Origin of the sequence: Empedobacter sp. UBA7248 (genome assembly GCF_002472945.1) — a bacterium.
GTDB lineage: Bacteria > Bacteroidota > Bacteroidia > Flavobacteriales > Weeksellaceae > Empedobacter > Empedobacter falsenii_C.
In genome coordinates this window covers 273,252-293,100 of the sequence record NZ_DKSU01000014.1, presented here as the reverse complement: position 1 = coordinate 293,100, position 19,849 = coordinate 273,252, and the positions used below count along the sequence as shown (strand labels likewise).

Genomic DNA, 19,849 nt, shown 5'->3' with positions numbered 1-19,849 from the left:
AACTTTTTATTATGATAATCCTCTCACCACTTCAACCAATTTCTTCGTTAAGTTTTTGCGGTTGAATTGTTGAACTTCGGATTCTTTAGTTTCAAATTTTTGGCTGGGATTTTTCAACCATTGATTGTAAATCGAAAGAATGTATGTTTTAATTTCATTGACTTGTTGATGAGAAAAATAATCGCCCGCTTTTGTTTTTTGAAGTATTTTTTCGACATCAGCATCTGCTGGACCAACCGCTAAAATTGGATTTCCAGTTGCCATATATTCAAATAATTTCCCTGGAATAATTCCTTTCGAAGCAACATTATCAAAATTTGTTAACAACAGAATATTTGCAGAATTAATAGCATTTAACGACTCTTGATGCGAAACATACCCGTGAACAATTAAGTTATTTTGTAACCCTTGTTCAAGAATTGTTTGTTTGACATCATCAGCCAAAGAACCATAAAAATTAAGTTTAAAATCTTCTCGAAACGATTGATTTTCGTTGCCAATTTCAGCTAAAGCTTTCCACAAAGCGATTGGATTTCGAAGCATTTCCAAACCTCCAGAATACGTCAAATGAAAGTGATTTTGATCTTTTTCTGTTTGTTGTTTTACTTCTTCAAAACCATTTGTAATTACTTCTACATGTTTCGCACCAATCTTCTTGAAATTTTCTCCATCAGCATAACTTGTTGCTAAAATAACATCTGCTTTTTGCATCACTTCACGCTCTAAATCTTCGTGTTTTTTTGCAGCCCAAGAAGTTAATTTCAATTCTTTATGATAACTAATTTGAGTCCATGGATCACGAAAATCGGCTAACCATTTGAGATTTGGCATTTGTTTTTTCAACTTCAAGCCAATTAAGTGTAAACTATGAGGCGGACCAGAAGTTACAATCGTATCAATATTTTCTTTCTGTAAAAAGTCTTTTAAATATTCCGCAGAAGGATTTACCCAAAACTTGCGCGCATCTGGAATAAAGAAATTTCCTCGCACAAAAACAGACAATCTCGACATGAAAGATTGATTTTCTTTCTTCTCGAAATGTCCTCCTTTGTAAGCTTTATTTTTTGGATTCAGTTTTTCTGCCAACTGATAAGGTTCCCAAATTTTATTCTTGACGATTTTAACTTTTGGATTAATATCCTTAGTTAAGGTTTCGTCGAGAATTGGATAAGAAGGATTTTCTGGAATATAAACGTAGGTTTCATATCCAAATTCAGGAAGATATTTTGTGAATTTCAACCATCTTTGAACACCAGGACCTCCCGCAGGAGGCCAGTAATAGGTGATGATTAATATTTTTTTCATTCTAAAATTAAGCCTTTTCAGCGGCTAAGTTTAAATTCTCTTTTGTAGAACATTTTTTATATCCCAAATAAATTCCTCCAGCCACAACGATTAAAAGTAAAATATTTGAAACAATCACAATCATATTTCCAGTAGAAATAACTTGTGGTTTAAACTCCATCACGATTGTGTGATTTCCTTTTTGCACAGGAACTGCACGCAAAACATAATTCGCTTTTTCGATCGGAACTTCTTTTCCATCAACCGTTGCAGTCCATCCGTGTGGATAATAAACTTCTGAGAAAACAGCAATTTGATCTGTGTTAGAAGAAGATTTGTACGTCATTTTCATTGGTGAATAATCAACCAATTCAATCTTTGCATTAGCATCTGCCGAAACATTCAAGTTTTTATTCTCAACCAAATCTTTACGTAAAATAACTGTATGATCAATTGGTGTAGAATTTATCGCTAAAATTTCATCATTTGCATTTTCTGTCCACTTAATATTCGATGCTAACCAAGCACTTCCCAAAGCTGTAGGATTTTGCTGTACTTGCGGCTCAGTTGGACTTCCATGAATAATGTATTTCGTATTCATCATATTCAATACATTAATCAAACCTGTTTCATCTTTGATTCCGTATTTTTTCAATTGCGGATCTTGCGAAAAATAGATATCCACAACATCTTGGTATTTTCCTAATTTCGCTGCATGATAACCACCAATTGAAGGAACAAAATATGAAGTTCCAGCTTCATTAAATGTACTCAAAACTGTGTTGTATACACGGAAATGTGATTTATCTTGTTTTGAAATATTTGATAATAAGTTATTCAACGGAACTTTGTAAGCAATTTGCGCTACATTATTGTTGTTCTCTGCTTCAGTTTGCAAACGCGGCGACATTTCTGTTGGGAAAGGATTGTCAACAATGTATTTAGATACAAAATTATCTTCGTTCAAATATCTTTTATTCACCGTAAATCCATCAATAAAAGCCAACGCACCAATCGCTAAAATAACGATAATTTGTTTTTTGATAAACTTGAATAAATATGCCAACAACAAAGCCATTGTGAATAAAACAAAAATCAATGTGCGAACTGTATCCGCTTTAAACATTGCAATTCTATCTTGAATTAATGCTTCATCTAATCGTTTAATTAATCCATCCCAAAGTCCGATTGCATTTGGATTTGCTTGCTGAATTTGTCCGATTAATTGTTCGGTCATTAATTTTTCATTCTCTGACGTAAATGGAAAAATTATTCCACCGAATAAGAAGAATATAATTAGAATTCCGATTGTTGAACCACCAGCTATATAAAGCACTTTCTTTTTGAATTCATCTGATTCGTCAGAATTAAAGAAATAATACAATGTCAAAATTGCTAAGAAAGGCATTGTAAATTCGGCAATCACCAAGATTGATGATACGGCACGGAATTTATCGTACATCGGGAAATAGTCGATGAATAAGTTGGTAACGAAAGGTAAATTTTTACCCCAAGCCAAAATGAAACTTAAAATCGTTGCTCCAACTAACCATTTTTTATAGGTTGCGTATTTTCCACGCACCATAAACATTCCGATAATAAACAAGAAAACAACTACAGCTCCCTGATAAGCGGGTCCAGAAGTTCCTGGCTGATCTCCCCAATACGCACTTCTAGGCTGACTTGCCACAGCTTGAAAAACCTGCTGATTGAACTCATCTTCACCAAGGCTATACTGTGTATTTTGTAATTCGGATGTATAATTCTTTAAATCTTCTGGATTCGTTTGCGAACCACCACCCATCATATTTGGAATAAAAAGATTTAATGTTTCTAATTTTCCATAACTCCATTGTGTGATATAATCGTGATCTAATCCATTCGAATTCTTTTTCAACAACGTCATTTCAGACTTTCCACGCGTCGTTTCTTTACTGTATTCGTAAGTTGACAATAATCGATTTGCATTCAATCCTGCTGCAATAATTACAGCGACAACTACTAATGCAGATGATTTTAAGAAATCTGGTAATTCTTTTTTCTTTAAACTATCAATAAATTGAACGATTGCAAAAACCAACATCGCCAAAAACAAATAGAACGTCATTTGGATGTGATTGGCTTGTAATTGCAATCCCATAAACAAGGTTGTAAGTACAAAACCTGCAATGTATTTTTTGCGATACAATAGAAGAATTCCGGCAACCAAAGGCGCGAAATACCCAATTGTATGTAATTTTCCGTTATGTCCGGCTGCAATTAATTCGAAATAATACGAACCAAATGCAAAGAAAATTGCACCGACTAAAGCGTATTGCCACTTTTTGAAAAGCGTTAAGCCAAGTATAAAAAATCCTGTAAATAACAAGAAAATGTAATCTGCTGGACGCGGTAAAAATCTGAATGCGCCATCAATGGTTTTGATGATATCAAAACTATATTTCGCACCAGTTTGATAGGTTGGCATTCCACCAAACATCGCATCAGACCAATAGACATTTTCGCCTGTTTTCTCTTGATACGTTAACATTTCTTGCGCACTACCTTTGTAGTTGATAATATCAGGCTGAATAACAGATTTTCCCGATAAAACTGGTGAACAATACACCAATGCAATCACTGCAAAAAGCAGCAATGAGATAAGAACGTAGAGTAAATTCTTTTTATTTTTCATCCTTTTTTTCTTCGATTATTTCGTAATCCACCGTTTCGGCGTCTATATTATATTTCGGTTTGTCGAAAGATGTGTTTGGTTTCGATTCGTTGTACGAATCATTTGAGTTTTGGCTCTCATTATAAGCGTTTCTTTGCTGATTAATTGCTTCTTGAAAAACTTTTTTTACAGCAAATACTTTTCTTAAAAATCTAAAAATAGTTAAGAAAATAATACTTAAAACTAGAACCCAAAGAATTGTTTTCATTTTAGTTAACTGTTGTGACAGTTGTAACCGACTCAGTCATCGTTTGTTTTTGACCTTGCGCTTCCACTGTACGTTTTAATGTTTCCTTTTTCGTTAAATTAACTTTGTTGATCCAACCAGATTTAGTATCCAACAAAATTTTTCCATCTACATTCGCACTACTATTCGCAGACATTGTAACACCTTGTTGCGACTCATTACCTTTCAAACTTTGCGTTCCATTTACAGTAATTGTCGTATTTGCAGGCTCAACACTTGCTAAAGTTCTCTTCATTGAAATATTTCCTTTCATTGGACCTTGGTCAATTTTTTGACTATCGCTCCAAGATTCTTTAAGCGCTAAAGTTTTGTTAGGGAAAATATTCATTGTTTCTTCAAATTGAGAAGAAATTGCTTGTTTGTTTAATGAATTATCAATAATCTGCGTAAAGAATTTGAACTCTTCTGCAGAAACTTGTTTCTTCACAGAATTAAGAATTGAAGTTTTGATTCCTTCTAATCCATCAACGCTTACAACTTTTCCTTTCTGATCAACTTTCATTGTATACGTTTTCCCTGTCATCGCTTTGTAAATCGACCAAGAAACCGCAATATCTTTGTTCGCAGGTTTCGCAGCATTTGTATCATACGAAATTGATTTTCCAGATGGATCTGTCATTTTCTCGCTATATTGTTTAGATTTCACTTCTAATGTATACACACCATCTTTGAAATCTTTTACCGTATAATCAATTTGTTTTTTACTTTCGCTTGACATTTTCTGAGATTGTTTCCCATCCGAAGCCGTGTGAGTTGTTTTAATTCCCAACGTCATTGGATAAGTCTTTCCTATCTCTAAATTGTATTTGTATGCATATTTGTCATCTGCACCTTTTGTTATTGCTACAACTTCTGGCTCAGCAGGCTTTTCAGCGACTTTCAAAGAATCTGTTGTTTCCGTTTTGGCAACTGTATCGCCTTTTTCGTTCACAATTAATTCTTTTCCGTCTTTATCTTTTCCTACGACTTTATCATCTTTTTTACATGAAACAACTGCCATTGCGACAGCCATCATGAATAGTAATTTTTTCATATCAATTTTATGTTTGATAATTGGTTTATTGCCAAAATCAATCCAAAAATAAGGATTTTAGTTGATTTTTTAACATTAAGATTTTAAAACAATCATATCTAGAAAATTAGATAAATGAAAAGAATCTTAGTTTAAGAAAATTTAGATTTTATTAACAATTTGACAAATAATCTGACTCATTTTATCAAAAAACAAATCATTCAAACAAAAAAATAAATTTTCAAATAAATTAAAAATACATATACACTTGATTTTAAACTAATTAAATACTATTGTTAATTAATCTAAATAAGTTTGAATAATTCTTTCAAAAGTTTACATTTGTCGAAATTATTTTTATCTAATCTAAATAAAATATAGAATGAAAATTAAATTAAAACTACTGTTACTTTTTCTGCTAACTTCTATTTGCACATTTGCGCAAAACTACGGAATCGTAGAAGGAAAAATTGTTTCATCTGACGGATATCCAGTTGCCGGAATTACAATCAAAATTGGGAAATCCACAAATACTACAATTACAGATGAAAATGGAGAATTTCGTTTCGAGAAATTTCCAGAGGGTCAACATTCTATAACTTTAGAAGGGGAAGGACTAAAAAAACAAACAAAATCTATTGAAGTTCACACAAATGAAGTAAGCGAAATTTCATTTACATTGAACGAAAACATTACTACACTTAGCGAAGTTGTCATTAAAATAGTTGAATCTCCGAATAAAAAACAAGAAAGTATTTTATCTGGTTTGAATGTAAAAGGAATTGATTTACCGCAAAGTTTCCAGATTATTGACAATCAAGTTATAGAACAACAACAATCAATAAAACTGAGTGATGTTGTGAAAAACGTCAATGGTGTTTATGTTGGTTCTGCGCGTGGAGCGGCTCAAGAATCATTTTGGTCACGAGGTTATGATATGTCGAGCAATAACATGTTCAAAAATGGATTCAGATTCAATAATGGGTCAATTCCAGAAGTTTCATCTTTAGAAAGAGTTGAAGTTTTGAAAGGTGGAGCGGCTTTACTTTATGGTAATGTTGCACCAGGTGGAATTTTGAATATGGTTACAAAAAAACCAAAGTTTAATTTTGGTGGAGAAATCAGTATGCAAGCGGGAAGTAATGCTTTTTACAAACCATCTTTAGATATTTATGGACCAATCAATAATAGTATTGCGTATCGTTTTACTGGATCTTACGAAAATTCTGAGAGTTTTAGAAATGATGTAAAAAGAGAACGTTTTTATGTTAACCCATCTTTTTTATTCAAAATTACAGATAAAACTGAACTTGTTTTGCAAGCAGATTATTTAAATGATGATTGGACGCCAGATTTTGGAACGGCAATTATTGGAAAAGAAATTGTTGATTTACCTAGAAGTATGTATTTAGGCGCAACTTGGTCTAATGGTAAAACGAAACAAGCCAGTACAAGTGCTTTGGTTAAGCATAATTTCAACAAAGATTGGCAGCTTAATTTCAATAGCTCTTTTCAACAATATGATAGAGAATCAAAAGGAACGGAACGTATTCAACCAGATGCAAAAGGAAATTGGTCAAGACCATTAGGTCAAAACAAAAACCAAGAACAATTGTACGGTGAGCAACTTAATTTACAAGGAAATTTCAATACAGGAAAAATAAAACATCAGTTATTAACAGGTGTTGATTTTGATTATTCTAGTAGTAAAGCTTTCACTTATGTATTTGATCAAAAGAATTATGGAAGTGGAAATATATTTGACTTTGAAAATTTTGATCAAGGAGGCGCAATTCCAATGGCAAAAAACACAAAAATAGCCTCAACTAAAACAGGACGTTTTGGAGTTTATTTTCAAGATTTAATTTCTTTGACTGATCAATTAAAAGTATTGGCTGGTTTGCGTTGGTCTTGGCAAGAAGCTCAAGTGACGACAAGAGATTTAACGAAAACTCCCGTTGATGTAAAAAAAGATGGAAAACGTGTTGATGAAGCATTTTCGCCAAAAGTTGGTATCGTTTTTCAACCAATCAAAGATATGGCGATTTTTGCTAGTTACTCAAATTCATTCACACCAAACTCTGGTACAACAGTAGATTTAAAAGCAATCAAACCATCAATTATCGATCAATATGAAGTTGGTATCAAAAATGATTTCTTTAGAGGATTGTTATCTACAAATGTTACTTTGTATCAAATCAAAAATAATAATTTAGCTCAAACAGCAGAATTTAAAGCTGATGGAACTCCAAACACAGATTCAACAATAAAAGTGCTTAGTGGCGCTACAAAAAGTAAAGGAATCGAAGTTGATGTAACTGCACATCCAATTATTGGATTGAATATTATGGCTGGATATAGCTACAATGATATGCGCTATACAAAAACATCTGGTTTGAAAGGTAGTTTTGTAGAAGGTGATCGATTAACAAGAACTCCTGCAAATACTGCAAACTTAAGTTTTCATTACACATTGCAAAATGGAGCATTGAAAGGCTTTTCTATCGGTGCGCTCGCAAACTATATTGGTAAACGTATTGGAGGTTGGAATAACCAAATTGATCCTTCTCAACCAAATGGAATTTTGGATAGAGAAATTCCATTATCAGCTTACACAACGATTGATGTATCGGCTGGCTACAAATGGAAAAACTTCTCATTATTATGTAGATTATCTAATATTACAAATGAGTTGAATTACAATGTTCACGAAAATTATAGTGTAAACCCAATTGCTCCAAGACAATTGATGACTACATTAAGATATAAGTTTTAATCAACTTAAAACGGACAAATATCAAAGCCACTCTTCGGAGTGGCTTTTTTTTATAGATCCTCGACAAGCCCGGAAAGACAAACTGAAAACAAAACACCCATCATCCTCTCAAGAAAATGATATTCTGAAACGAGTTTAGAGTGACAAGAGAAACTCTAATTTATCAATACATAAAAATATTATTCAAAATAAATCAACTAATAATGTAGAAAGTAGCTTGAGTGAATAATAAACGTATTTTCAAGCTAAATGAGCTATTCAAAATAAATAATCTTGTAAGATAAAATCCACAAAAAAGCCTCCCAATTTGGGAGGCTTTTTACTATATAATCGAATAGATTATGCTTCTTCTATACTTTCAGTTTCAGCAGCTGGTGCAGCTTCTTCTGTTTTAGTACTTTTTTTACTACGACGTGTAGTTGCTTTTTTCTCTACTTTCGCGTTAGTGTAGATATCATTGAAATCTACTAACTCGATCATTGCAGTATCAGCACCGTCACCTAAACGGAATCCAGTTTTGATGATACGAGTGTATCCTCCTGGACGATTTGCAATTTTAGGAGCTACAGTTCTGAATAATTCAGTTACAGCTTCTTTATCTTGTAAGTATGAAAATACAACGCGACGGTTGTTAGTATCGTCTGTTTTAGACTTTGTCAATAAAGGCTCAACATATGTTTGTAATGCTTTAGCCTTTGCTACTGTTGTGTTAATTCTCTTGTGAGTAATCAACGCTATAGCTAAATTAGATAATAAAGCTCTTCTATGAGAGGCAGTTCTACCTAAATGGTTAAATTTTTTTCCGTGTCTCATTTTTTAATAAAATTATTCTACGTCTAACTTATATTTTGCGATGTCCATTCCAAAGTTAAGACCTTTGCTGTCCACCAATTCTTCTAACTCTGTAAGAGATTTCTTACCAAAGTTTCTGAATTTCATTAAGTCAGACTTAGCGAAAGAAACTAATTCGCCTAATGTTTCAACTTCAGCTGCTTTTAAACAATTTAATGCTCTTACTGATAAATCCATATCTACCAATTTTGTTTTCAATAATTGGCGCATATGTAATGCTTCTTCATCATAAGTTTCACCAGATGCAACTTCTTCCGCTTCTAATGTAATTCTCTCATCTGAGAATAACATAAAGTGGTGAATTAAGATTTTAGCTGCTTCAGTTAAAGCATCTTGAGGTGTTATAGAACCATCTGTTGTAATTTCAAAAACTAATTTTTCGTAGTCAGTTTTTTGTTCTACACGATAGTTTTCAATTGCGTATTTTACATTCTTAATTGGAGTGTAAATTGAGTCAATTGCTATAGTACCGATTGGCGCAGAAGCCTTTTTATTCTCATCAGCTGGTACGTATCCTCTACCTTTTTCGATTGTAAATGTAATTGTTACGTTTACTTTAGCGTCTAAGTTAGCGATAACTAATTCAGGGTTTAAAACTTGGAATCCAGAAATAAATTTCCCTAAATCACCTGCTGTTAATTGATCTTGCCCTGAGATAGTAGCAGTTACAGTTTCAGCATCTGATTCATCAATTTGTTTCTTAAAACGAACCTTTTTCAGATTTAAAATGATCTCTGTAACATCTTCCACTACTCCTGGAATAGTTGAAAATTCGTGCTCAACTCCTTCAATTTTAATTGAAGTGATCGCATATCCTTCTAATGAAGAAAGTAACACTCTACGTAGAGCATTTCCAACTGTAATCCCGTATCCTGGTTCTAATGGACGGAACTCGAATTGTCCGAATTTAGAGTCAGACTCTACTAAGATTACTTTGTCAGGTTTGATGAAATTTAAAATAGTCATTTTATTAGTCTGATTTTAAGGTTTATTTAGAATATAACTCGACGATTAATTGCTCTTTAATATCTTCTGGAATTTGAACTCTTTCTGGAGCTTTTGTGAAAGTTCCTGATTTTTGTTCGTCGTTCCAAATTAACCAATCGTACTCGCTACGTGCGTGTAAAGAGTTTGTGATTGCAGTTAAAGATTTAGATTTTTCTCTAACAGCGATTACATCACCAGCTTTTAATTGGTAAGAAGGGATGTTCACGACTTCTCCGTTTACAGTTACGTGTTTGTGAGATACTAATTGACGTGCAGCACTACGTGAGTTTGCGATACCTAAACGGTAAACTACGTTATCTAAACGAGATTCACATAATTGTAATAATACTTCACCTGTAATTCCTTTAGAAGCATTTGCTTTTTTGTATAAGTTAGCAAATTGACGCTCTAAAATACCGTAAGTATATTTTGCTTTTTGTTTTTCAGTTAACTGAATAGCGTATTCTGATTTTTTAGCTCTTCTTTTGTTAGGTCCGTGTTGCCCTGGAGGATATTTCTTTTTCTCAAAAGATTTATCGTCACCGAAAATTGGTTGTCCAAATTTTCTTGCAATTTTAGTTTTTGGTCCTGTATATCTTGCCATGATTTGTTACTATTAAATATATTAAATAATTAAATTGAGAAAAATGATTATACTCTTCTCTTTTTAGGTGGACGACATCCATTGTGTGGTAATGGAGTAACATCAACGATTTCAGAAACCTCGATACCACCGTTATGAATTGTTCTAATAGCAGATTCACGACCTTGACCTGGTCCTTTCACGAATACTTTTACTCTTCTTAATCCTGCTTCGTATGCAACTGTAGTTGCATCTTGAGCAGCTACTTGAGCAGCGTAAGGAGTGTTCTTTTTAGATCCACGGAATCCCATTTTACCTGCTGAAGACCAAGAGATAACTTCACCGTTTTTGTTAGTTAAAGTAACGATAACGTTGTTAAACGATGCTTGAATATGAGCTTGTCCAGTAGCTTCAATAACTACTTTTCTTTTCTTTACTACTTTCTGATTTTTTGCCATGATCCTATTTATTATTTAGTGGCTTTTTTCTTGTTAGCAACTGTTTTCTTTTTACCTTTTCTTGTACGTGAGTTATTTTTTGTTCTTTGACCACGTAATGGTAAACCTAATCTGTGACGAATACCTCTTTGACATCCGATATCCATTAAACGTTTGATGTTTAATTGGATTTCTGATCTTAATTCACCTTCTACTTTGAAAGTTTCATTGATCGATGCACGGATTGCGTTGATTTCTTCATCAGTCCATTCGCTAACTTTTGTATCTTCTGAAATGTTATTTTCAGCTAAGATTTTAGAAGCACTGCTTCTTCCGATCCCGTAAATGTATGTAAGTCCGATTACCCCTCTTTTGTTTTTAGGTAAATCTACACCTGAAATTCTTGCCATAATTCTAAATAATTAACCTTGTCTTTGTTTAAACTTAGGATTCTTTTTGTTGATCACATACAAACGTCCTTTACGACGCACAATTTTACAGTCAGCACTTCTCTTTTTAATGGATGCTCTAATTTTCATCTTTGTAAATTTATTTATAATCCGATAGAGTTAACGTATATACATTAACTCTATCACCAGTCGTTATTATTTCTTTTAGTATCTGTAAGATATTCTACCTTTCGTTAAATCGTAAGGAGACATCTCTATTTTAACTCTATCACCTGGTAATAATTTGATATAGTGCATACGCATTTTACCAGATATGTTACATGTTACAACATGTCCATTTTCTAATTCGACACGGAACATTGCATTTGATAATGCTTCTGTAATCGTACCGTCTTGTTCAATATGTTTTTGTTTAGCCATAAATCTTTTTAATAAAATCTTATTAGATATCTCTTGAAGTTCTACCTGAAGACATTAAACCATCGTAACGGTGATTTAATAAATATGTATTAATTTGTTGTACAGTATCTAAGATAACTCCCACCATAATTAACATTGATGTACCTCCAAAGAACATTGCTAAGCTCTGTTCTACACCTAATAATTTTACAATCGCTGGCAAAACAGCAAGCAAAGTTAGTAAAATTGCTCCAGGTAACGTAATTTTTGATAAAATTTCGTCTAAAAAATTTGCAGTTTCTTTTCCAGGACGGATTCCAGGGATGATTCCTCCGTTACGTTTTAAGTCTTCTGCCATTTGGTTTACTGGGATTGTGATCGCAGTATAGAAATAGGTGAAGATAATAATTAGTAATCCGAAGATCAAATTGTATTCCCACGTAAATGGATCTGCCATTTTCGCGAAGAATGCTTTTACTGGACTTCCTTCGTCTAGGAAATAGTTTGCCAATGTTCCTGGTAAAAACATAATTGCTTGTGCGAAGATAATAGGCATTACACCTGCTGCATTTACTTTAAGTGGAATATATGAGCGTACAGAGTCTGTAACCGATCTCATATATGAGCTACTTGAAGTTTGCGCTCTTCTTACATATTGTACTGGTACTTTACGCACCGCTGCAACAATCATAATACACATTGCAATAACTAGGATTAACCCTAACATTTCTATCAAGAAGAAAATACCGTTTGAAGGGTCTACTTCAAATGCATTAAATATTGCTTTTGGTAAGTCGGCTAGGATACCAACCATAATTAAGATTGAAATACCGTTACCTATACCTTTGTCAGTAATTTTTTCTCCCATCCACATGGCAAAGATTGTCCCTGTAATCAAAATGATTGTTGAAGGGAACCAGAACCAAAAGTTGGTTGGAGGAATTACATAGATAGCATATGATGAAGTGGGATCGTAAGGTAAAATTTGAGAAGTTACCAATGTAAGGTATGCTGGTGCTTGCACCAAACAAATCCCGATTGTTAACCATCTCGTAATTTGATTTACTTTGTTACGTCCGCTTTCTCCTTCTTTTTGTAGTTTTTGGATGTAAGGTACTGCTAATCCCATCAATTGTATAACAATCGAAGCAGAGATATAAGGCATAATTCCTAACGCAAATACGGAAGCTCTCTTAAAAGAACCTCCGGTAAAAGAGTTTAATAATCCTAAAATTCCTGAATTTGCATTTTCTTGGTCTGCAACAAAACGATTAACCTCGTTAATATCGACACCTGGAAGTGGAATATGAGAACCGAATCTATAAACCAACAATAGAAGGATAGTTACAAGTAACTTATCCTTCAATTCTTTTATGCTCCAGATATTTTTTATGGTCTGTATAAACCCTTTCATCTATAAAATATATTCTTAAGCGTTAACTAATTCTACTTTACCTCCTGCATTCACAATAGCTTCTTGAGCTGTTTGAGTGAATTTATCAGCAGTAACATTAACAGTTGCTTTTAACTCTCCACGACCTAAAATTTTCACTAAGTCATTTTTGTGAGCTAATCCTAACTGAACTAATGTTTCTTTGTTTAAAGTATCTGTAATTTTGTTGTTATCAACTAATTGTTGAATTGTATCTAAATTGATTCCAGTGTACTCAACTCTGTTGATGTTTTTGAAACCAAATTTAGGTAAACGTCTTTGTAAAGGCATTTGTCCACCTTCGAAACCGATTTTTCTTGAATAACCAGAACGAGATTTAGCACCTTTGTGTCCACGACCTGCTGTCAAACCGTTTCCACTACCTTCACCTCTACCTTTACGGAATTTATTTTGTACTGAACCAGCAGCTGGTTTTAAATTACTTAAATTCATTTTTAATAATTTTTAAAAGGTTAAAAGCGATTAAGCTCTTTCTACTACTACTAAGTGTGAGATTTTACGGATCATTCCTTCAATTTGAGGAGTTGATTCGTGCTCAACAACTTGATTCAACTTTTTCAAACCTAAAGCAACTAATGTAGCTTTTTGAGATTTATCACGGTTGATTGCACTACGTGTTTGTTTTACTCTTACTTTGCTCATTTTACTTTTTTTTAACCGTTGAATACTTTAGTTACAGAAATACCTCTTTGACGAGCAATAGTTTCTACAGAACGTAAGCTTAATAAAGCACGGAATGTAGCTTTTACTGCGTTGTGAGGGTTAGAAGAACCTTTTGATTTTGATAATACATCATGTACACCAACTGATTCTAATACCGCTCGTACTGTACCACCTGCAATTACCCCTGTACCTTTAGATGCTGGACGGATGAATACTTGCGCACCACCGAAACGAGCTTCTTGTTCGTGAGGAATTGTGTTGTTAAATAATGGGATACGTACTAAGTTTTTCTTAGCATCTTCGATAGCTTTAGCGATTGCAGAAGCTACGTCTTTAGATTTCCCTAATCCGTAACCTACTACTCCGTTTCCGTCACCTACTACTACGATTGCAGAGAAACCAAATGCTCTACCTCCTTTTGTTACTTTAGTAACACGTTGTACTCCAACTAAACGATCTTTTAAATCTAAACCTGTTGGTTTTACTCTTTCTACGTTTTTAAATCCTAACATAATTTCTTTCTCTTTTTTAGAATTTTAATCCACCTTCTCTAGCTCCTTCAGCTAAAGCTTTGATTCTACCATGATACACGAAACCGTTACGATCAAAAACTACAGTTTCAATTCCTTTTGCAACAGCTTTAGCAGCTAATGCTTTACCAACTGATGCAGAAACTTCAGATTTTGTACCTTCTACAGCAACACCTTTTTCACGAGATGATGCAGAAGCTAAAGTTACTCCATTGTTATCGTCAATAATTTGAGCGTAAATTTCTTTGTTAGAACGGTAAACTGATAAACGAGGTTTAGTTTCTGTTCCAAAAATATTTCGACGCACGCGTCTTTTTATTTTTTGTCTTTTTTCTACTTTAGATAATGCCATTTTTCAATGATTTTTATGCAGATTTACCTGCTTTTCTTCTAATAATTTCTCCTACGTATTTAATTCCTTTTCCTTTGTAAGGCTCTGGCTTACGATAAGAACGAATTTTCGCTACGATCATTCCTAATAATTGATTATCATGAGATGATAATGTAATAATAGGGTTTTTACCTTTTTCTGTTAAAGTTTCAACTTTAATTTCTGTAGGTAATTCAATAACGATATTGTGAGAGAAACCTAATGACAAATCTAATTTTTGTCCGTTGTTAGATGCTCTATAACCAACACCAACTAATTCTAATTGTTTTTTGAAACCTTCTGTTACACCAGTAATCATGTTATTGATTAATGAACGGTATAAACCATGTAAAGCTTTGTTATCTTTAGAATCGTTTGGACGAACTACAGTTAAAACTCCGTCTTCGATTGTTACATCAAATCCTTCTTTTAACTCTCTTGTCATTGTAATGTTGCTACCTTTTACAGTAACTACGTTATCTTTAAATTCAACAGTTGCTGCAGCAGGGATGTTGATATGTGCGTGTCCTATTCTTGACATAATTTCTTAATTTTTTAAAAGATTAATAAACAAAACATAAAACTTCACCACCTACATTCTCTTGACGAGCTTGTTTGTCTGTCATCACACCTTTAGAAGTTGAGATGATAGCAACACCTAAACCGTTTAATACACGAGGTAATTCTTTAGATCCTGCGTATTGACGTAAACCTGGAGTTGAAGCTCTTTTGATTTTACGGATAGCTGGCTCTTTAGTAACTTTGTCGTACTTTAAAGCGATTTTGATTGTTCCTTGAGGTTGATCTTGTCCTTCGAATTTGTAGTTCAAGATGTAACCTTGTTCAAATAAGATCTTAGTGATCTCTTTTTTAATTTTAGATGCAGGGATTTCCACTACTTTGTGTCCTGCCATCATTGCATTTCTAACGCGAGTTAGAAAATCTGAAATTGGATCTGTATACATAAATAATTCTATAGTATAGCGCGTAAGCACTACTTTTAAAATTAAACTTTTACCAAAATGCACTATGCATTTGGGTTGCAAATATATTGCATATTTTTTAATTACAAACTATTAATCTAAATAATTTATTTTTAAAGCGCTAAGCCGTAGTCAAAAAGCTTGTTTGATGAGTTATTATTGAAATTCATTTGATAAAAAATTTATTCAAAACTCATTTTTAAAATCAATTTAGAAATAATCATCTAAAATTATGATTTGGAAACGTTACGTCCAATCACAATCATTTTTAATAAATAGATGACAAAACAAGATAAAGCCAAGGAAATGATTCCAAAGAATATTAATAAGCTTCCGGCAACTTCAAACTTCTTTTTAAAATAGAAATCCCAACTATCCAATAGTTTAACTTCTGAGGGAATAATTGTTTCAATAAAATCATCCGAATCATTTTTGAGTAAATAACTATTATCGCTTGTTTTGATATAATAGTCATTTTTGATTTGCTGAATTTCTTCAACATTTGGTAATTGTTCCTGATCAGTTTCCAAGAAACAATTGTCAGAAGAATCTATAAAACTTAATTTTACATTATCATTAAGTGGAACAGACCAATAATCTCCAATTCCCACATCAACATCTTTGATTGCCGAAACAATTCCGCTACCTATAAGTGCAAAAAAATAGAGACTATAACAAAATACAAAAGGCGATAAAAGAGCAAATACAATTTTTCGTTTCTTCCGATTCTTAGAGAATGCACTAAATATTGTAAATACAAAAGCTAAAATACTTGCTACAATAAAGATGAAAATTAAATGAAATAGGATGACAAATAGTGGTCCCATAAATATATTTAGTCTGATAATATGTTGTGTAAATATAGATAAAGCATGTATTAATACACAAAAAAAAATCCTTACTCAATAAAGAGTAAGGATTTAATATTTCTAAAGCTATTGGTAAATTACCAAGACGCTTTTTTAACACCTGGGATTAACCCTTCGTTCGCCATTTCGCGGAAAGTTACACGAGAGATCCCGAAAGTTCTCATGTATCCTCTTGGACGACCTGTTAATTTACAACGGTTGTGTAAACGTACAGGAGAAGCGTTTTTAGGTAATTTTTGTAATGCTTCGTAGTCACCAGCTTCTAATAAAGCTTGACGTTTCGCAGCATATTTAGCAACTAATGCTTCTCTTTTGCGCTCACGCGCTTTCATTGATTCTTTAGCCATGACTTCTTATTTTTCTTTAGTAAATGGTAATCCGAATTTAGATAATAAAGCTTTTGCTTCTTTATCTGTGTTCGCTGAAGTTACAAAGGTAATATCTAAACCTTGAATTTTCTTGATTTTATCAATATTAATTTCTGGGAAGATAATTTGCTCTTTGATACCTAAGTTATAGTTACCTCTACCGTCGAAACCTGTAGAAGAAATACCGCTAAAATCACGTACACGTGGTAAAGCTGCAGATACTAAACGGTCTAAGAATTCGTACATTTTCTCACCACGTAAAGTTACTTTAGCCCCAATTGGCATTCCTTTACGTAATTTGAAAGCTGCTTCATCTTTCTTAGAAATTGTTCCTACTGCTTTTTGACCAGTGATTAATTCTAACTCTTCGATAGCGTAATCAACGATTTTTTTGTCAGCTGTAGCAGCACCTAAACCTTGAGATAAAACAATTTTCTCTAATTTAGGAACTTGCATAATAGATTTGTATCCGAACTCTTCTTTAAGAGCAGCTACAATCTCTTCTTTATATTTAACCTGCGGACGAGGTGTGTATGTTGTTGTACTCATCTTAGATAGCTTTTCCTGATTTTTTAGCAATTCTTACTTTTTTCCCTCCTTCTTCTTTGATCGCTACTTTCGTTGCTTTCCCAGTTTCTGGATCTACTAAAGCCAATTTACATAAATAGATTTGAGCTTCTTTTTCAACAACTCCACCTTGTGGATTTTGTGCGCTTGGCTTTACACGTTTTTTTGCAATATTAACCCCTTCAACGATAGCTTTAGCTTTGTCAGGGAATACGCGTAACACAGTACCAGTTTGACCTTTGTTAGATCCTGATAAAACGACTACTTTGTCTCCTTTTTTAATTTTTAACTTTGCCATGTTGTTCTATTATAATACCTCTGGGGCTAATGATACAATTTTCATATATTCTTTATCACGTAACTCACGAGCAACTGGACCGAATACACGAGTACCACGCATTTCTCCTTGAGTGTTCAATAATACACATGCATTATCGTCGAAACGGATATATGAACCGTCTTTTCTACGAACTTCTTTTTTAGTTCTAACTACAACAGCTTTTGATACAGCACCTTTTTTAACGTTTCCTGAAGGTGTAGCTTCTTTGATCGCAACTACGATTTTGTCACCTACTGATGCGTATCTTCTTTTAGTACCACCTAAAACGCGGATTACTAATGCTTCACGAGCTCCTGTGTTATCTGCAACTTTTAATCTAGATTCTTGTTGTAACATAACTTATCTTATTTAGCTCTTTCAATGATTTCTACTAATCTCCATCTTTTGTTTTTAGACAAAGGACGAGTCTCCATGATACGCACTGTGTCACCTTCGTTACACTCGTTATTTTCGTCGTGCGCTGTATATTTCTTCGTTTTTAAAACGAATTTCCCATAGAATGGGTGCTTTTGCTTCTTAGTTTCAGCTACAACAATGGTTTTTTCCATTTTGTTTGATGTAACTAAACCTACTCTTTCTTTTCTTAATTTTCTTTCCATCAGTTACAGATTACTGTTATGATTGTTTTTCGTTTAACACGGTATTCAAACGAGCAATTGTTCTGCGTAAGTCTCTAATACCGATTGGATTTGCTACAGGAGAAACAGCGTTTGTCAATTTTAATTGATCGTAGTTCGCTTGTTCTTCAGCTATTTTAGCTTGTAACTCCTCAACACTTAGATTTCTAATATCTGCTGCTTTCATTTTTTCTTAATTTTTGAAATTATTAATTTTGGAAATCACGTGCAACGATAAACTTAGTCTTAACAGGTAACTTCTGAGCTGCTAAACGCAATGCTTCAGTTGCAACCTCTACTGGCACACCTCCTACTTCGAATAAGATACGACCTGGTTGTACAGGAGCTACCCAATATTCTGGTGCACCTTTACCTTTACCCATACGTACCTCTGCTGGTTTCTTAGTAATTGGTTTATCTGGAAATATTTTAATCCATAATTGACCCTCTCTCTTCATGAAACGAGTTGCAGCAATACGAGCTGCCTCGATTTGACGTGCTGTAATAAACGCTTCGTCTAAAGATTTGATCCCGAAAGTCCCGTAAGCTAATTGAGTTCCTCTGTGAGAAACACCTTTCATCTTACCTTTTTGGGTTTTTCTAAACTTTACTCTTCTCGGTGATAACATATCTACTTAATTCTTTATGTTAGTTGTTAAACTAAATTATCGCTTTCTATTATTAGATCTTTCACCTCCTTTTCTGTTGTTTTCAGATTTTTTTTGTTTTTTCTGTAATCCAACTAATGGAGATAATTCTCTCTTACCATATACCTCACCTTTCATGATCCATACTTTGATCCCTAAACGACCGTAAGTTGTATGAGCTTCTGAAATGTGGTAATCAATGTCTGCACGGAATGTAGACAAAGGAATACGTCCATCTTTATAAGTTTCAGAACGTGCCATCTCTGCACCGTTTAAACGACCAGAGATTTGAACTTTGATTCCTTCTGCGTTCATTCTCATTGCTGATTGAATTGCCATTTTAATAGCACGACGGTAAGAAATACGATTCTCAATTTGACGAGCGATACTATCCCCTACTAAGATTGCATCTAATTCTGGTCTCTTAATTTCGAAGATGTTAATTTGAACCTCTTTACCAGTGATTTTCTTTAACTCTTCTTTTAATTTGTCAACTTCTTGTCCACCTTTACCAATAATGATACCTGGACGAGCAGTAGTTACAGTAACTGTAACCAATTTTAAAGTACGATCGATGTAAATACGAGAAACTCCGGCTTTAGACAAACGTGCTCTTAAATAAGTACGAATTTTTGCATCTTCTGCAATTTTATCACCGTAATCATTTCCACCGTACCAGTTAGAATCCCATCCTCTGATGATTCCTAAACGATTTCCGATTGGATTAGTTTTTTGTCCCATA

General features: G+C 33.5%; 28 protein-coding genes. 1 reads left to right on the top strand and 27 read right to left on the bottom strand.

The genetic code is table 11. The features are described from left to right. Positions 1–9 precede the first annotated feature (9 nt). From B4A23_RS13780 to B4A23_RS13765, 4 genes are read right to left on the bottom strand one after another with little or no spacing between them, the layout of a single operon-like run. Positions 10–1,305, bottom strand: coding sequence for a glycosyltransferase (locus B4A23_RS13780; RefSeq protein ID WP_291120827.1), 1,296 nt, complete (start codon positions 1,303–1,305; stop codon positions 10–12). A gap of 7 nt (positions 1,306–1,312) precedes the next feature. Then, positions 1,313–3,958, bottom strand: coding sequence for a YfhO family protein (locus tag B4A23_RS13775; RefSeq protein ID WP_291120825.1), 2,646 nt, complete (start codon positions 3,956–3,958; stop codon positions 1,313–1,315). Next, positions 3,948–4,205: a hypothetical protein gene (locus tag B4A23_RS13770; RefSeq protein WP_114999023.1), complete on the bottom strand. Its 258-nt coding sequence runs from the start codon at positions 4,203–4,205 to the stop codon at positions 3,948–3,950. The genes B4A23_RS13775 and B4A23_RS13770 overlap by 11 nt, the downstream gene beginning before the upstream one ends. Position 4,206: 1 nt before the next feature. Further along, a complete protein-coding gene (locus tag B4A23_RS13765; protein ID WP_291120823.1) occupies positions 4,207–5,277 on the bottom strand; it encodes a DUF6263 family protein in 1,071 nt (356 codons plus the stop codon). Positions 5,278–5,638: 361 nt separating this feature from the next. Here B4A23_RS13765 and B4A23_RS13760 point away from each other — a divergent pair, with 361 nt between their 5' ends. Continuing rightward, the gene (locus B4A23_RS13760; RefSeq protein ID WP_291120821.1) at positions 5,639–8,032 is read left to right on the top strand and encodes a TonB-dependent receptor; all 2,394 of its coding nucleotides are present in this window, start codon (positions 5,639–5,641) and stop codon (positions 8,030–8,032) included. Positions 8,033–8,371: 339 nt separating this feature from the next. On the opposite strand, the gene rplQ is transcribed toward B4A23_RS13760, so the two are convergent. From rplQ to rpsC, 23 genes are all read right to left on the bottom strand, one after another. Continuing rightward, positions 8,372–8,845, bottom strand: a complete 474-nt coding sequence (rplQ, locus tag B4A23_RS13755) for a 50S ribosomal protein L17 (RefSeq protein WP_291120818.1) — start codon at positions 8,843–8,845, stop codon at positions 8,372–8,374. Positions 8,846–8,857: 12 nt separating this feature from the next. Then, positions 8,858–9,850: a DNA-directed RNA polymerase subunit alpha gene (locus tag B4A23_RS13750; RefSeq protein WP_114999020.1), complete on the bottom strand. Its 993-nt coding sequence runs from the start codon at positions 9,848–9,850 to the stop codon at positions 8,858–8,860. A gap of 22 nt (positions 9,851–9,872) precedes the next feature. Continuing rightward, positions 9,873–10,475: a 30S ribosomal protein S4 gene (gene rpsD / locus B4A23_RS13745; protein WP_291120816.1), complete on the bottom strand. Its 603-nt coding sequence runs from the start codon at positions 10,473–10,475 to the stop codon at positions 9,873–9,875. A gap of 47 nt (positions 10,476–10,522) precedes the next feature. Next, complete coding sequence (rpsK, locus tag B4A23_RS13740; RefSeq protein ID WP_019974178.1) at positions 10,523–10,912, bottom strand: 30S ribosomal protein S11; 390 nt, start codon at positions 10,910–10,912, stop codon at positions 10,523–10,525. Between the two features lie 11 nt (positions 10,913–10,923). Next, the gene (rpsM, locus tag B4A23_RS13735; RefSeq protein WP_038335547.1) at positions 10,924–11,301 is read right to left on the bottom strand and encodes a 30S ribosomal protein S13; all 378 of its coding nucleotides are present in this window, start codon (positions 11,299–11,301) and stop codon (positions 10,924–10,926) included. 12 nt (positions 11,302–11,313) lie between these two features. Beyond that, complete coding sequence (gene ykgO / locus B4A23_RS13730) at positions 11,314–11,430, bottom strand: type B 50S ribosomal protein L36 (protein WP_013598490.1); 117 nt, start codon at positions 11,428–11,430, stop codon at positions 11,314–11,316. Between the two features lie 75 nt (positions 11,431–11,505). Further along, positions 11,506–11,721, bottom strand: a complete 216-nt coding sequence (gene infA, locus B4A23_RS13725; protein WP_019974180.1) for a translation initiation factor IF-1 — start codon at positions 11,719–11,721, stop codon at positions 11,506–11,508. A gap of 22 nt (positions 11,722–11,743) precedes the next feature. Further along, a complete protein-coding gene (secY, locus tag B4A23_RS13720; RefSeq protein ID WP_038335544.1) occupies positions 11,744–13,114 on the bottom strand; it encodes a preprotein translocase subunit SecY in 1,371 nt (456 codons plus the stop codon). Between the two features lie 15 nt (positions 13,115–13,129). Next, complete coding sequence (rplO, locus tag B4A23_RS13715) at positions 13,130–13,585, bottom strand: 50S ribosomal protein L15 (protein ID WP_114999016.1); 456 nt, start codon at positions 13,583–13,585, stop codon at positions 13,130–13,132. A gap of 30 nt (positions 13,586–13,615) precedes the next feature. Beyond that, positions 13,616–13,795 (bottom strand): 50S ribosomal protein L30, encoded by a 180-nt coding sequence (gene rpmD, locus B4A23_RS13710; protein ID WP_038335538.1) that lies wholly within the window; start codon positions 13,793–13,795, stop codon positions 13,616–13,618. An 11-nt stretch (positions 13,796–13,806) separates the two neighbouring features. Next, positions 13,807–14,328 carry a 30S ribosomal protein S5 gene (gene rpsE / locus B4A23_RS13705; protein ID WP_114999014.1) on the bottom strand — a complete coding sequence of 174 codons (522 nt, stop codon included), beginning with the start codon at positions 14,326–14,328 and terminating at the stop codon, positions 13,807–13,809. 16 nt (positions 14,329–14,344) lie between these two features. Next, positions 14,345–14,698 (bottom strand): 50S ribosomal protein L18, encoded by a 354-nt coding sequence (rplR, locus tag B4A23_RS13700; protein WP_180905910.1) that lies wholly within the window; start codon positions 14,696–14,698, stop codon positions 14,345–14,347. 13 nt (positions 14,699–14,711) lie between these two features. Then, positions 14,712–15,257, bottom strand: a complete 546-nt coding sequence (gene rplF, locus B4A23_RS13695) for a 50S ribosomal protein L6 (protein ID WP_180905909.1) — start codon at positions 15,255–15,257, stop codon at positions 14,712–14,714. Positions 15,258–15,279: 22 nt separating this feature from the next. After that, the gene (gene rpsH, locus B4A23_RS13690; RefSeq protein WP_019974187.1) at positions 15,280–15,681 is read right to left on the bottom strand and encodes a 30S ribosomal protein S8; all 402 of its coding nucleotides are present in this window, start codon (positions 15,679–15,681) and stop codon (positions 15,280–15,282) included. Between the two features lie 248 nt (positions 15,682–15,929). Continuing rightward, complete coding sequence (locus B4A23_RS13685; RefSeq protein WP_291120813.1) at positions 15,930–16,526, bottom strand: hypothetical protein; 597 nt, start codon at positions 16,524–16,526, stop codon at positions 15,930–15,932. 119 nt (positions 16,527–16,645) lie between these two features. After that, positions 16,646–16,915: a 30S ribosomal protein S14 gene (gene rpsN, locus B4A23_RS13680; RefSeq protein WP_019974193.1), complete on the bottom strand. Its 270-nt coding sequence runs from the start codon at positions 16,913–16,915 to the stop codon at positions 16,646–16,648. A 6-nt stretch (positions 16,916–16,921) separates the two neighbouring features. Continuing rightward, positions 16,922–17,485 carry a 50S ribosomal protein L5 gene (rplE, locus tag B4A23_RS13675; protein ID WP_038335516.1) on the bottom strand — a complete coding sequence of 188 codons (564 nt, stop codon included), beginning with the start codon at positions 17,483–17,485 and terminating at the stop codon, positions 16,922–16,924. 1 nt (position 17,486) lies between these two features. Further along, positions 17,487–17,801 carry a 50S ribosomal protein L24 gene (gene rplX, locus B4A23_RS13670; protein ID WP_038335509.1) on the bottom strand — a complete coding sequence of 105 codons (315 nt, stop codon included), beginning with the start codon at positions 17,799–17,801 and terminating at the stop codon, positions 17,487–17,489. A gap of 9 nt (positions 17,802–17,810) precedes the next feature. Further along, positions 17,811–18,179: a 50S ribosomal protein L14 gene (gene rplN, locus B4A23_RS13665; protein WP_019974196.1), complete on the bottom strand. Its 369-nt coding sequence runs from the start codon at positions 18,177–18,179 to the stop codon at positions 17,811–17,813. Between the two features lie 8 nt (positions 18,180–18,187). Beyond that, on the bottom strand, positions 18,188–18,442 hold the full coding sequence (gene rpsQ / locus B4A23_RS13660; RefSeq protein WP_019974197.1) for a 30S ribosomal protein S17: 255 nt from the start codon (positions 18,440–18,442) through the stop codon (positions 18,188–18,190). A 16-nt stretch (positions 18,443–18,458) separates the two neighbouring features. Beyond that, on the bottom strand, positions 18,459–18,647 hold the full coding sequence (gene rpmC, locus B4A23_RS13655; protein ID WP_038335494.1) for a 50S ribosomal protein L29: 189 nt from the start codon (positions 18,645–18,647) through the stop codon (positions 18,459–18,461). A gap of 22 nt (positions 18,648–18,669) precedes the next feature. Continuing rightward, complete coding sequence (gene rplP, locus B4A23_RS13650) at positions 18,670–19,089, bottom strand: 50S ribosomal protein L16 (RefSeq protein ID WP_038335490.1); 420 nt, start codon at positions 19,087–19,089, stop codon at positions 18,670–18,672. A 36-nt stretch (positions 19,090–19,125) separates the two neighbouring features. Further along, complete coding sequence (rpsC, locus tag B4A23_RS13645) at positions 19,126–19,848, bottom strand: 30S ribosomal protein S3 (protein WP_286479878.1); 723 nt, start codon at positions 19,846–19,848, stop codon at positions 19,126–19,128. Position 19,849: the final 1 nt, after the last annotated feature.